Genomic DNA, 12,498 nt, shown 5'->3' on the forward strand with positions numbered 1-12,498 from the left:
TTGATTTTTTTGAAAAATACCTGAACAACCCATCGCCTACCGGTCATGAATGGGAAGGACAGAAAATTTGGATGTCCTATCTCAAACCCTACGTAGATACCTTTCTCACCGACACCTATGGGACTGCCGTGGGGGTTATCAACCCGGACGCACCTTATAAAGTAGTTATTGAGGGCCACTCCGATGAGATTTCATGGTATGTGAATTACATTACGGATGACGGGTTGATTTACGTCATCCGAAACGGTGGTAGCGACCACCAGATCGCCACTTCCAAATGGGTCCAAATCCATACGGATAAAGGCATTGTGGAGGGTGTTTTTGGATGGCCGGCCATCCATACCCGTAATAAGAGCAAAGAAGAACCGCCTAAACTGGACAATATATTTATTGATATTGGCGCAAAAGACAAACAGGAAGTTGAAAAGATGGGTGTGCATGTCGGATGCGTAATTACCTATCCGGATACTTTCAAGGTAATGAATAAAGACAAGTTTGTGTGCCGTGCCATCGACAACAGAGCCGGTGGCTTTATGATCGCACAGGTCGCGCGCCTGCTCTCGGAAAACAACATCACCCTGCCTTTCGGACTTTATATTACCAATTCAGTACAAGAGGAAATAGGCCTTCGCGGAGCTGAGATGATTACCGCGAGAATTCGCCCGAATGCTGCCATCATTACCGATGTATGCCACGATACGACTACACCGATGATCGAGAAGAAAAAAGAGGGACATATTGAAATCGGGGCGGGACCTGTCGTCTCCTATGCTCCGGCTGTCCAGCATAAACTCAGGGATCGCATTATTGAAACCGCCACAAAAAATAAAATTCCATTCCAGCGTCTGGCCGCCTCCCGTGCGACTGGTACGGATACTGATGCCTTTGCGTACAGCAATGGAGGTGTGGCCTCGGCCCTGATCTCACTCCCCCTCCGGTATATGCATACCACAGTAGAAATGGTACATAAAGAAGATGTCGCCAATGTCATTCGTTTAATCTACGAAACCCTTTTAAACCTCAAGGATGGAGAAACATTCAGCTATTTTGAATAAAATAGCCTGGTGAATTCCGAGGTATGGATGAGATTATTGAGATTTGGGATGAATCCGGAAAACCTACAGGGACGACAGCCTTAAAGTCTGAAGCCCACAAAAACGGGTGGTTCCACCCGACGATTCACCTGTGGTTGTACACACATGCCGGGCAGGTACTGCTACAGAAAAGGGCCGAAAATAAAGATACTTTTCCGGGCCTTTGGGATGTGTCTGTGGCCGGACATATACTGAATGGGGAGACACCACTTGCCGGAGCCCTAAGGGAAACCAGGGAAGAGATCGGACTTTTACTCAAGGCAAACCAACTGGAATTTTTGGGAAGGTTCACTTCTGATCAAAAACACCCGGGAGGGATTCACGATCGTGAATTTCAATACGTCTATCTCGCTGAACTCCCGGTGCCGCTTGAGGATTTGACCGGGAACCCGGAAGAAGTGGCCGCTTTGGAATTGCGATCCTTGCTGCGGCTGACGGAAGAGTTATGGGGCATGGCAGCCCCGGCGGGCTATGTGCCCCATTCCAGAACGTATTACAAGGCTGTGTTTACAGCCTTGCAATCACGAGTTTAAAAGGCTGGCAAAAGTCTGCCAATCGTCCATGGCGTATGTTCTTTGCTGCCCTGTTTTCATGTCCTTCACAGTGAATTGACCCTCGCGCAGTTCATCTTCCCCAATCAGAATCACATACGGGAATCCGCGTTTATCCGCGTACTTAAATTGTTTGGCAACTTTAACGGGATCCGGATAAAGGTCCGCCCCAATACCTGAATCGCGAAGTTGCATAACGAGTTTCAGGGCTGCCCTGCTCTCCTGCTCGCCGAAATTCAAACAGAAAACTTCTACCGTCTGATTCAGGGCGACAGGAAAAAGTCCGAGTTCTTCCATCACCAGGTAAATTCGGTCCAAACCAAAAGATATTCCGACCCCGCTGACATCCCTGAGCCCGAAAATACCAGTCAGGTCGTCGTATCGGCCACCCCCGCCAATAGAACCCATGGGCACCCCGGGCGGAGCACTCACTTCAAAAATGGCACCGGTGTAATAATTCAGACCACGGGCCAGGGTAATATCAAGCTTACAGGTCGCTCCAGTCATCCCAAGTTCCTCTGTTTGGGATACCAGTAATTCCAGCTCTGAAATCCCCTTCATCCCCACAGGGGATTCCGACAGGAACTCCCTCAGGCTACTCAGTTGCTCCTCAGTGCTCCCGCTGAGTTCGAATAAGGCCGACGCCCGGTCCACAGCCCCCTCTGGGATTCCCTTCTCTATCATTTCCTGCCGAACCTTTTCCGGACCTATTTTATCGAGCTTATCCAGGGCAACCGTAAAATCGGTAAGGCGTTCTCCAGCCCCAATGACTTCGGCAATTCCCGAAAGAATTTTTCGGTGGTTCACTTTAATGACTACTCCGGGTAATCCAAGGTCTGTAAAAACCCGGTCGTACAACTGTATGAATTCCAATTCCTGAACCAGACCTTTTGCCCCCACTACATCGGCGTCGCATTGATAGAATTCCCTGAATCTCCCCCTTTGCGGCCGGTCGGCCCGCCACACAGGTTGAATCTGATACCGCTTAAAAGGGAAATCAATTTCATTCTGATGCATGACCACATAACGCGCAAAGGGAACTGTAAGATCGTACCTTAGCGCCTTTTCGCTGAGCAGGGGTGTAATTTGAACGCTGTCTTTTTGTTCCCATGGCACCTGGCCAACCTTCCTGAGAAAATCCCCGGAATTCAGTATTTTAAAAATCAACCGGTCCCCTTCCGCCCCGTATTTCCCCATCAGGGTCTCCATGTTCTCCATGGCCGGAGTCTCAATGGGCTGAAATCCAAAGCGTTCGAATTGCCGGCTGATCGTCTGCATGATAAAGTTTCGCTTTAAAACTTCATCGGGGTTAAAATCGCGGGTCCCCTTGGGAATAGATGGTTTGTGAGCCATAGGTCTTCTTAGTATTTACAAATATAGGCGATCCATTATCTGATCTCCCATGGATTTAAATCTCGATGATTTTCTCAAACCATTCGAACAGCTCCCCTTTGGTGATCTGCGCTCCCTGTTCGATCAGTTGAAACTTATCCTTATTGGGATCCTCAGTATACGCTTTTGAAGCGGTTAGGTATTCTACAAAATCAGATTGCCAGTTTTTCTTAAACCACCCGAAACCCACCTCAGTACGCAAGTCAATATCAGGGTTATGTACCCTTACGGATATGAGTTTCATCTCCTTGGCCGTACAGTTAAAAAGATGCATCTGCCGTGCGCTGATGTTTTCGAGATAGGCCACCCTTGAGAGCACCCCTTCCCAAATCAGGTCGCTAAATACATCCAGTTCCTGCTCCGCTGTTTCGGGTTTATCGTTTTTAATAGCTGCCCATTCCTCTGCCGTAATGGACTGTGTAGCCAAAAAATTAATGAATTCAGGATGCAGCTCCTCGAACTGCTCGCGAGTCAATCTTCTGTATTTCATCTCAGGTCTTGGTATAAATAAAAAAGATCCACCCCGAGAAACAGGGTGGATCCTTAATGAGTTAAAGGCGAAAGGTTATTTCTTTTCAGGGACAACCTCAAACCCAAAATCCACCTGCACTTCACGGTGCAAACGAATTTCAGCCTCATAGGGTCCGGTGCGCTTGATGGAACCCCCCTTTATAGAGATAAACTTCTTCTCTATTTCGTGGCCTTCTTTCCCCAACGCAGCCGCGAGATCGGCATTCGTCACAGAACCAAAGAGTTTATCGGCCTCACCAACTTTAGCCGGGATTTTGATTTCCAGGTTTTTAAACGCCTCTGCGATTTTCTCTGCTTCCAGAATCGCCTCTTTTTCCTTATGCGCTTTCTGACGTAAGTTCTCAGCCAATACCTTTTTAGCTGAAGGGGTTGCCAGCATGGCTTTTCCCTGAGGGATCAGAAAATTCCGACCGTAGCCATTCTTTACGGTTACCAGATCGTCTTTAAACCCGAGGTTTTCAACGTCTTGTTTTAATATCAATTCCATGTTTCCTCCGTTTATTTTAAAAGATCTCCTACATAGGGCATCAGGGCCAGGTGCCTGGACCTTTTAATCGCCTGTGCTACTTTCCGCTGGTATTTCAGGGACGTACCCGTTAACCTGCGGGGAAGAATTTTCCTTGTTCATTGACCAGTTTCATTAAAAAGTCAGGATCCTTATAATCGATATATTTAATTCCTGATTTTTTGAAGCGGCAGTACTTCTTTTGCTTGGTCGTTTCAATATTCAACGGAGTCAGATAACGAATCTCCCCGTCTTTTTTACCTTTTGCCTGTTGTTGTAAAGTGGCCATGTCTTACGCTTTAGCTTTTAGTTTGGTTCTTCTTTTCTCCGCCCATTCAATGGCGTGCTTGTCGAGCTTAACAGTGAGAAACCGCATAATGCGCTCATCTCTTTTAAATTCCTGCTCATAAGGGGTAATAACCTCCCCGGGGCCGGTAAATTCAAAAAGGTGATAGAAACCACTTTTTTTGTTTTGAATGGGATAGGCCAGTTTTTTCAGGCCCCAATCCTCCTTGGCTACCATTTTGGCGCCATTTTTCTTTAAGAAATCTTCAAATTTCTTAACTGTTTCCTCTATCTGGGTTTCAGACAGAACGGGATTAAGAATGAAAACAGTTTCGTAATTGCTCATATATTATAGTTTAAAAAGGAGCGCAAAAGTAACAATTCTTCCATGCATTTACAAGAAATCCAAAAAAAGATCGTTATAGCTACATGTGATTAAAAATAAAGCTTAACCTACGCTTTAAATACTTGTAATTAAATTAACTATGGTCATTGTCAAAAGCACACTTTTCCACACCATGTTCACAACTTTAGTTGTAGTTCGTCGTGGTTTTTAGGTACTTTGTCGATGATTTAACCCCACAAATCAACCATTTATGAAACTAAGGAGTATTGTCGTTGATGATTCATCCATGCAGCGAATGGCGGTTGCAAAACTGGTGAACAATCATCCAAATCTCGCGCTTGTTGCAGAATACAGCAATGCAATAGAAGCGAAAAATGGGATTAAGAACAATGAAATCGACCTTATTTTTCTCGATGTCGAAATGCCCATTATCAACGGTTTTGACCTGCTGGAATCCCTGGAGAACCCACCCCAGGTCATTCTAATTACGGGAAAACCGGATTATGCATTGAAAGCTTTCGACTACGATGTAACCGATTATTTGCATAAACCGATTACAATGGCTCGCTTTGACGCGTCTGTGAAAAGAGCGGTTCAAAAGTTTGAGCAAATGCATAAGGTACATGAAGATGAGGAGCATATCTTCGTGAAGAGTAACCTCAAGAAACGAAAAGTGGTACTCAGTGACATCAAATGGGTGGAAGCCCTTGGCGACTATATCAAGTTAGTTACCGATGAAGCCAATGTTGTCATCCTTTCGACAATGAAGGCTTTTGAAAAGCAATTGCCCGCAGATAAATTCCTGAGAATTCACAAGTCCTATATTGTGAACTTAGAGCGCATTGAAAAATACAACAGTAAAAATGTTGAAGTTGCAGGCCGTTCTATTCCGTTGAGCAGGAATAAAAAGGCCGAGCTGGCAGAAGCGCTGAGCAACGTCTGACCTGATTATATATAGTCAACGTTGTAGATAAGCCGAATACTTCTATAGTTTGAAATAGCATCAAAGGATCTTTGAATTCTTTTGATGCTATTTTTTGTAGGTGCCAGCGGCTGCCCTTTTGGGATTTTTAGCAGGATTTGCTTGTGATACTGATTGCGAATCCGGCTTACAGGTGGGTATTCGGGGCCCAAAACCCCCGCTCCAAAAACGGTCTTCAGGGATCGGGCAAACCACTCCGCCCCCTCCTCTACCCTATTCCATTCCCGGTGACGTAATGTAATTTTGATGAGTCGCACTTCTGGCGGGTATTTAAATTGTTCCCGTTCATACAGTTGCTCCCGGAACATCCCTGAGTAATCTCCCGTGGTAACTTGTTTCAAAATCTGGTGGTACGGATTGTAGGTCTGAATCAAGACCAGCCCGCGAAAGTCCTTTCTACCCGCCCGACCTGCCACCTGGGTAAGCAGCTGAAAGCAACGTTCATGTGCCCGAAAATGGGGGTAATTCAATAAGGTGTCCGCGTTCATTATTCCCACCAGGCCAACATTCCCAAAATCAAGCCCTTTAGTCACCATCTGGGTGCCGACGAGCACCTGAACTTCCCGGGCTTCAAAAGATTCAATGATACGGCTGAAAGCATACTTTCCGCGGGTGGTATCCAAATCCATCCGGGCGGTTTTCGTTTCCGGGAACAATTCCGCCAACTCGGCAGTTACCTGCTCTGTACCCAATCCCTTGGTATCGAGGGTAGTGGTACCACATGCCTCGCATTCTGGTTCCAAATGACGATGGAAGCCACAATAATGACACCGGAGTTGTCCGCGTTTTTGATGATAGGTGAGGCTGACATCGCAGTTGGGGCACCCGGGCACATGCCCGCAACTCAAACATTCCACTATGGGTGAAAAACCCCGGCGGTTCTGGAAGAGAATAACCTGCTTTTTTTGCTCGAGGGTTTCTGTTATGGCATCCCTGAGGCGATGGGAAAAATGCCCGGCCATTCGTTTTTTCCGATAGGCCTCCGCGAGGTTAACCAATTCCATTTCCGGCAAGAGCACTCCCCCGTACCGCCCGTGTATCTCAACCAAACCGTACTTCCCTATAGTTGCGTTGTGATAACTCTCCACGCTCGGTGTGGCCGAACCTAACAAAACCCTGGCGCCCCAATAGGAAGCCAAAAGAATTGCGGCGTCCCTCGCGTGATATCGCGGGGCGGGATCAAACTGTTTGTACGAATTCTCATGTTCCTCATCGATAAGGATCAGTCCCAAATTCTTAAATGGAAGGAAAAGGGAGGAACGCGCACCCAGGATTACAGAAGCCTTTTCACCCCCTTCCTGTAAATGATACCAGATCTCTGCCCGCTCGGCTTGACTCTGACGCGAGTGGAAAGCCGCTACCCGGGAGCCAAACAATTCCTCCATTCTATGGGTGAGTTGGGTCGTTAGGGCAATTTCAGGAACCAGGTATAAGACCTGTTTACCCGCCTTAAGGGTTTCTGCGATAAGATGGCTGTAAATTTCTGTTTTACCGGAAGCGGTGACGCCGTGGAGCAAGACGGGCTTCGGGTTCTTGAAAAAGCCCTGAATTTCCAAAATAGCCTTCTTTTGTTCCGGGTTCAGGACGGCCAGATCCCGGGTTCCTGAACCCTCTTGATTCCCTATCCGGTCCTGGATCAGGGTATACTCCTCCAATACTTCCTTATCGATAAGGGCTTTGATTACGGATCTGGAAGTACCAGTTTGTTTTTCGAGGTCTGTACTTTTGATAGGCTTTTTTACCCCCTGCTGAAGCTGGAAAAGATGCAGTAATACTTCTGTTTGTTTCGGTGCCCGCGAAAGGGATTTCAGTAACCCCTCAAGGGCCTCTTCCTCCTGATACGCCTGATGCAAACGAAGGAAACGCACCTCTTTGGGACGGTAACCCCCGCTCAGTGCTTCCTCTACGCGTATCATTCCCTGTTTCAGCATCCGGCCGACCAGGGGCAATACGTTTTTTAGCTCGACCAGGGCGCTGATTTCAGAAACCAGAAGGGTCGGCTGGTGCTGCAAAGCATGGAGCACCAGGGCCTCGGAGGGATTCAAATCAGCAGACCCGACTTCCCATGACGGCTCCCCGGATATCCGTGTTTCACTCTCCAGGAGTAAAATACTGGGGACGGCCGTACGAAAAACCTCGCCGGGAGTACTCATATAATAGGATGCCATCCATTTCCAAAACCGCAATTGAAGTTCAGACACCAGGGGTTCCTCATCCAGGATCTCGTAAACATTTTTGGCCTCATAAGCTGTTGGCGGATCCGTATCCATCCGGACCACCAGGGCAGTATAGAGTTTCGATTTGCCGAAGGGTACCGCCACCCGCATGCCAATGCACAACCCGGAAGCCTGTGCCGGGCTTATGGCGTAGGTGAAGTTGCGTTCAAGCGGAAGGGGGAGCAGTACCTCGATAAAGTGGTCCATGTAGGTGCAATATAATCTTCAGAGACGAATAATAGACTTCCCGGCAATTGTTGCCTCAGTGTTTTAATTATTCCTGAGCCTCAAACCCTGAAGCCGCCCCCCGCCCTGAAAGGGAGTCTTCCAAATCCTGGGACTCCCCATTCCTCTCGACATTTTTATGAAGATAGGCCAGGGTTGCATTCAGCTCGAAACCGAGAAGTAAAATATTGGAATTCAACCAGATGTAAACCATCAGGATGAGCAATCCCCCAAGGGCGCCATACAACTCGTTGTATCGGGCAAAACGTTCGATATACACTCCGAAGAGGTAGGAATTAAAAAGAATTAGCAGGGTGGTCATCAGGGCGCCATAAGAAAAAAAACGGGCTTTTTTACCCTCCATGGTTCCGAAATAATAGAGTACGGCTGTGGTGAGGTAGGTAAGGACAATAAAGGAGACCGCCTGACCAGTGCGGATCCAGAAGACTTCGGGTTCTTCCGAGGTACTCAAATCCATGAGACTGGCGCCCACATAGACTTCAAAATAAATAGTCGTTATAGCGCCAAGGAGTAAGAGTATGGAAAGAATTAACCCCACCATAAGGGCATAGGCATACTGCTTAAAAAAGTTGCGAGTAAATTCAATGTGATAACTGGATTCAAAGCCCCCGAAAATGGCATTCACCCCATTGGTCATTAAAAAAATGGAGATTAAAAAAGAGTAGGACAGCCAGCCCCCTGTTTTCTGTTCACTCAGTTGTACAAAAATCTCGTTCAGGTAGTCGCCGGAAGCACGGGGCAACAAGTTTTCTAAAAAATGAAGGAATTGCTCTTCGAGATTGCCATCCCCAATATTCACATAGGGAATGAGGTAAGGCAATAGTGTAATCAAAAAAATCAACAATGGAAAAAGCGCCATAAACAGGCTGAAGGCAATGGCACTGGCGCGAATAGACAAAGTACCCCTGATGATCCCACGTACATATAGCACGATAAGATCGAACATAGACATACCCTCAAAGGCCTTTAGGCGTATGCGCTTCAGAAGCCTGACCAGCCACCTGACCAGGGGGATTCGATCGAGTTTCTCTGCCAGCGTATCGTTCATTCAGACCGCCTTTAGACTTAAATCCATATTGGAAACTGAATGGGTAAGGGCCCCGGAGGATACATAGGTGACCCCACACTCGGCATAACTCCTGAGTGTTTTTTCCGTAATCCCGCCAGAGGACTCACTCTGGCATTGATTTCCAATACGCCGAACGGCCTCCCGGGTATCTTCCAGACTAAAATTATCCAAAAGGATTCGGTGAATGCCCCCCGCATTGAGGATTTCTTCTACTTCCCCCAGGTCCCGGGCTTCAACAATGATCTTCAGGTCCCTGTGATGCTTCTTGAGATAGGCTTTTGTCTTTTTAATAGCTGTAGTAATGCCGCCGGCAAAATCGATGTGGTTATCCTTGAGCATGATCATATCGTACAGGGCAAACCTGTGGTTTACCCCTCCTCCAATTCGCACAGCCCATTTCTCAAGGGCACGAATCCCAGGAGTGGTTTTGCGGGTATCCAGTATTTGAGTTTTTGTCCCCGACAACAATTGCACGTAGGTACTGGTTTTGGTTGCCACAGCGCTCATCCGTTGCATTCCATTGAGTACAAGTCGTTCGGCCTTAAGAATACTTTGGGCAGAACCGGCAACAAAAAAGGCGATATCCCCGTAGCGCACAGCACTGCCATCCCGGAGATGAACCTCGACTTCGAGATCCGGATCCACTGCAGCGAAGACCTGAAGCGCAAAATCCACCCCGGCCAAAACCCCCTCATCCTTGACCAGGAGTTTGGCTTTGCCGGTAGCAGAGTCCGGAATGCAGGCCAACGAACTGTGGTCCCCATCCCCTATGTCTTCTCGCAGCGCATTGGTGATGATCAGGTCTATTTCCCTTTGAAATTCTTCAGCTGATATCATAAAGGCATTTGAACCACTAAAGTAGTAAATTGTTTGTGGATAAGACCTCCCGCCGCGTTTCAGAATTTGGACTTCAAAGCTTACTTTTGATTTGTGAAACTCCTGCTACTGGCTATGGGAAAAACAGATTCAGGTGCACTTACTTCCCTAATGTCAGATTTTGAAAACCGCCTGAAGCGATACCTTCCCTTTGAGATGGAAAGCATCCCTGAGATTCGCTTAAAGGGTAAAAAAAATCCGCAACGCCAAAAACAAGAGGAAGCCGCAGCATTATTGAGCAAAATAAAACCCACTGACACCGTATGGCTCCTGGATGAAAAAGGGCGTGAATTTACTTCCCGCCAATTCTCTGAGCACCTTCAAAAATCTATGAATGCCGGGCCCAAACGACTTGTTCTTATAATTGGTGGTGCCTACGGTCATGGAGATGACTTAAAGGCCCGTGCCAACGGCATGGTGAGTCTCTCAAGGATGACCTTTAACCACCAGGTGGTCCGCCTTCTGGCTCTTGAGCAACTCTACAGGGCCTTCTCGATCTTAAAGGGGGATCCCTATCACAACGACTAACGGGGTTTCTGCTCCTTAGTAAAGCACCCGGAATTTAAGGGTATGCGATACCGCCTTCAGGGCCTTTACTACGTCCTTATTGTACTCCTTGTCCAGGTCGGTGATTACGTAGCCCACATCGCTGTCTGTCGACAAATACTGGCCCGTAATGTTCATGTCGTACTTGGCCAAAATCTCGTTGATATGCGCCATAATACCGGGGGTATTATGGTGAATGTGGAGAAAACGATGGGCGTTTTGTTGTTTTGGCAAACGGATGTTTGGAAAATTAACGGCGTCTACCGTGCTACCGGAATTGATGTAGTCCATGATTTTATTCGGCACAAAATCGGCGATATCCCTTTGCGCCTCCTCGGTGCTGCCCCCAATATGAGGTGTTAGGATGAGGTTTTCCAAACCCTGTAACTCATTTTTAAAAGGCCCGTTGGACCTTGGCTCTTCGGGATATACATCCACTGCGGCCCCGGCTAACCAACCGGATTCCAGGGCGGACTTAAGGGCCGGGATGTCTACTACAAAGCCCCTGGAAAGATTGATCAAATAGCTGCCTTTGCGCATTTGATGCAACTCCCGCTCTCCAATCAGGTTCCGGTTATGCGGGTTGTCATCGACGTGCAGGGATACCACATCAGAAACATTGAGCAAGTCTTCAAGTGTCGCACATCGAATGGCATTACCCAGGGCGAGTTTGTCGTCAATATCGTAATAATAGACCCGCATCCCCATGGCCTCGGCGAGGACCGAAAGTTGTTTTCCGATATTCCCATATCCAACTATACCGAGGTTTTTACCCCTGATTTCCCTCGAATTCGCTGCTGTTTTATTCCATGCACCCCCGTGAATTTCCGAAGATCTTGGAAATACGGAGCGCATCAGCATGATTATTTCGCCCAGGGCGAGTTCCACCACCGAGCGCGTATTGCTGTAGGGTGCATTAAAGACCACTACCCCTTTTTTCCGGGCGTACTCCAGGTCTATCTGGGTGGTTCCAATACAAAAAGCCCCTATGACCATGAGCTTCTTTGCCGCATCCAGCACCTTTGGCGTCACCTGGGTTTTGGAACGAATGCCAAGTACATGAACCCCCTTGATCTTTTCGATCAATTCGGCTTCCGGAAGGCTATGGGAGACCAACTCTACCGAAAATCCATCTTCAGAGAGGTTTTCAAAAGCCGCAGGATGGACATTCTCAAGCAAAAGAATCTTGATGCGGTTCTTCGGGTAGGATAAATTCCGGGGCAAATCGTTTACAAACAGGAATTCATCGAGGTTCGGTGTAATGTGGTCCGCATTCCGGGCCGCTTTTTCACGATGTACATTTTCAGTATAGGCAAAAAATTTATGGGCAATCCCCGCCTCCCGCATCACGTAATCACTATATCCGTCTCCGATAACCTGAAGTTGCCCTTTCAGGTCCAGGGACCGCAGGCATTCAATTTTCCCATTGTGTTGTGCGAGAACATTTTCAGCATCGAAACCCACAATATTGCCGGTTTCATCGAATTCAAAAGTGTTGGCATACACGCGTTCTTCAGGAATGTTGTACTCCGCGACGATAGGATTGATAAATTCTTTGAAGCCTGCGGAAATCACATAAATCTGGTCGGCATGTTTTTCGAAAAACTCCTTATTGGTAGAAATGGACTTCGAAATTTTATCGCGCAATTGCTCGATGAGTTCAGGGAGGTGGTCCTTATGGGCCCTGAGCATTTTAATGCGACGCTCTAAGGATTCGGTAAATGAAATATCCCCGTCAATCCCCAGGTTTGTAATCTCCTGGATTTCGCGAATGACCTCCTCGCGGTCGGGTCTGTTCTTCAAAGTGATTTCGGCCAGTACATCTAAAGCCTCTACCCGGGTCAATGTGCTGTCGAAAT

Annotated in this window: 12 protein-coding genes and 1 pseudogene; 4 read left to right on the plus strand and 9 right to left on the minus strand. The window is 47.4% G+C overall.

Going from position 1 to position 12,498, the window contains the following annotated elements; genetic code table 11:
- Both WBV75_RS14890 and WBV75_RS14895 read left to right on the plus strand, forming a co-directional pair.
- On the plus strand, nt 1-1,055 hold a 1,055-nt coding region (locus WBV75_RS14890; RefSeq protein WP_424121369.1), incomplete at its 5' end, for a M42 family metallopeptidase.
- A gap of 23 nt (nt 1,056-1,078) precedes the next feature.
- Nucleotides 1,079-1,627, plus strand: coding sequence for an NUDIX hydrolase (locus tag WBV75_RS14895; protein ID WP_424121370.1), 549 nt, complete (start codon nt 1,079-1,081; stop codon nt 1,625-1,627).
- On the opposite strand, the gene hisS is transcribed toward WBV75_RS14895, so the two are convergent.
- The 5 genes and pseudogenes from hisS to rpsF all read right to left on the minus strand — a co-directional run bounded on the left by hisS (nt 1,616) and on the right by rpsF (nt 4,704).
- Nucleotides 1,616-2,998, minus strand: a complete 1,383-nt coding sequence (gene hisS / locus WBV75_RS14900; protein ID WP_424121371.1) for a histidine--tRNA ligase — start codon at nt 2,996-2,998, stop codon at nt 1,616-1,618. The two genes, WBV75_RS14895 and hisS, sit on opposite strands and share 12 nt — an antisense overlap.
- Before the next feature lie 55 nt (nt 2,999-3,053).
- Nucleotides 3,054-3,527 (minus strand): DUF6495 family protein, encoded by a 474-nt coding sequence (locus WBV75_RS14905; protein WP_424121372.1) that lies wholly within the window; start codon nt 3,525-3,527, stop codon nt 3,054-3,056.
- Nucleotides 3,528-3,602: 75 nt separating this feature from the next.
- On the minus strand, nt 3,603-4,055 hold the full coding sequence (gene rplI, locus WBV75_RS14910) for a 50S ribosomal protein L9 (protein ID WP_424121373.1): 453 nt from the start codon (nt 4,053-4,055) through the stop codon (nt 3,603-3,605).
- An 11-nt stretch (nt 4,056-4,066) separates the two neighbouring features.
- A pseudogene (gene rpsR / locus WBV75_RS14915) lies at nt 4,067-4,362 on the minus strand (30S ribosomal protein S18).
- Between the two features lie 3 nt (nt 4,363-4,365).
- Nucleotides 4,366-4,704, minus strand: coding sequence for a 30S ribosomal protein S6 (gene rpsF, locus WBV75_RS14920; protein WP_424121374.1), 339 nt, complete (start codon nt 4,702-4,704; stop codon nt 4,366-4,368).
- Between the two features lie 250 nt (nt 4,705-4,954).
- Here rpsF and WBV75_RS14925 point away from each other — a divergent pair, with 250 nt between their 5' ends.
- Nucleotides 4,955-5,647: a LytR/AlgR family response regulator transcription factor gene (locus tag WBV75_RS14925; protein WP_424121375.1), complete on the plus strand. Its 693-nt coding sequence runs from the start codon at nt 4,955-4,957 to the stop codon at nt 5,645-5,647.
- Between the two features lie 5 nt (nt 5,648-5,652).
- On the opposite strand, the gene priA is transcribed toward WBV75_RS14925, so the two are convergent.
- The 3 genes from priA to nadC form a co-directional block, all read right to left on the minus strand.
- A complete protein-coding gene (gene priA / locus WBV75_RS14930) occupies nt 5,653-8,109 on the minus strand; it encodes a replication restart helicase PriA (RefSeq protein ID WP_424121376.1) in 2,457 nt (818 codons plus the stop codon).
- Between the two features lie 67 nt (nt 8,110-8,176).
- Entirely contained in the window at nt 8,177-9,196 is a 1,020-nt protein-coding gene (locus WBV75_RS14935) for a YihY/virulence factor BrkB family protein (protein WP_424121377.1), read from the minus strand.
- Nucleotides 9,197-10,054 (minus strand): carboxylating nicotinate-nucleotide diphosphorylase, encoded by an 858-nt coding sequence (nadC, locus tag WBV75_RS14940; protein ID WP_424121378.1) that lies wholly within the window; start codon nt 10,052-10,054, stop codon nt 9,197-9,199. It lies immediately after the preceding gene.
- A gap of 93 nt (nt 10,055-10,147) precedes the next feature.
- Between nadC and WBV75_RS14945 the strand changes: the two genes are divergently transcribed.
- A complete protein-coding gene (locus WBV75_RS14945; protein ID WP_424121379.1) occupies nt 10,148-10,621 on the plus strand; it encodes a 23S rRNA (pseudouridine(1915)-N(3))-methyltransferase RlmH in 474 nt (157 codons plus the stop codon).
- A gap of 15 nt (nt 10,622-10,636) precedes the next feature.
- Here the strand turns inward: WBV75_RS14945 and serA are convergent.
- A partial coding sequence (serA, locus tag WBV75_RS14950; protein WP_424121380.1) for a phosphoglycerate dehydrogenase occupies nt 10,637-12,498 on the minus strand: 1,862 nt, incomplete at its 5' end.

This window comes from Robiginitalea sp., assembly GCF_049588695.1.
GTDB lineage: Bacteria > Bacteroidota > Bacteroidia > Flavobacteriales > Flavobacteriaceae > Robiginitalea.

What these genes read in the sequence shown, in the direction of transcription:
- WBV75_RS14895 (WP_424121370.1), top strand. Translation starts at nt 1,079, where the DNA reads ATGGATGAGATTATTGAGATTTGGGATGAATCCGGAAAACCTACAGGG.
- hisS (WP_424121371.1), bottom strand. Translation starts at nt 2,998, where the DNA reads ATGGCTCACAAACCATCTATTCCCAAGGGGACCCGCGATTTTAACCCC.
- WBV75_RS14905 (WP_424121372.1), bottom strand. Translation starts at nt 3,527, where the DNA reads ATGAAATACAGAAGATTGACTCGCGAGCAGTTCGAGGAGCTGCATCCT.
- rplI (WP_424121373.1), bottom strand. Translation starts at nt 4,055, where the DNA reads ATGGAATTGATATTAAAACAAGACGTTGAAAACCTCGGGTTTAAAGAC.
- rpsF (WP_424121374.1), bottom strand. Translation starts at nt 4,704, where the DNA reads ATGAGCAATTACGAAACTGTTTTCATTCTTAATCCCGTTCTGTCTGAA.
- WBV75_RS14925 (WP_424121375.1), top strand. Translation starts at nt 4,955, where the DNA reads ATGAAACTAAGGAGTATTGTCGTTGATGATTCATCCATGCAGCGAATG.
- priA (WP_424121376.1), bottom strand. Translation starts at nt 8,109, where the DNA reads ATGGACCACTTTATCGAGGTACTGCTCCCCCTTCCGCTTGAACGCAAC.
- WBV75_RS14935 (WP_424121377.1), bottom strand. Translation starts at nt 9,196, where the DNA reads ATGAACGATACGCTGGCAGAGAAACTCGATCGAATCCCCCTGGTCAGG.
- nadC (WP_424121378.1), bottom strand. Translation starts at nt 10,054, where the DNA reads ATGATATCAGCTGAAGAATTTCAAAGGGAAATAGACCTGATCATCACC.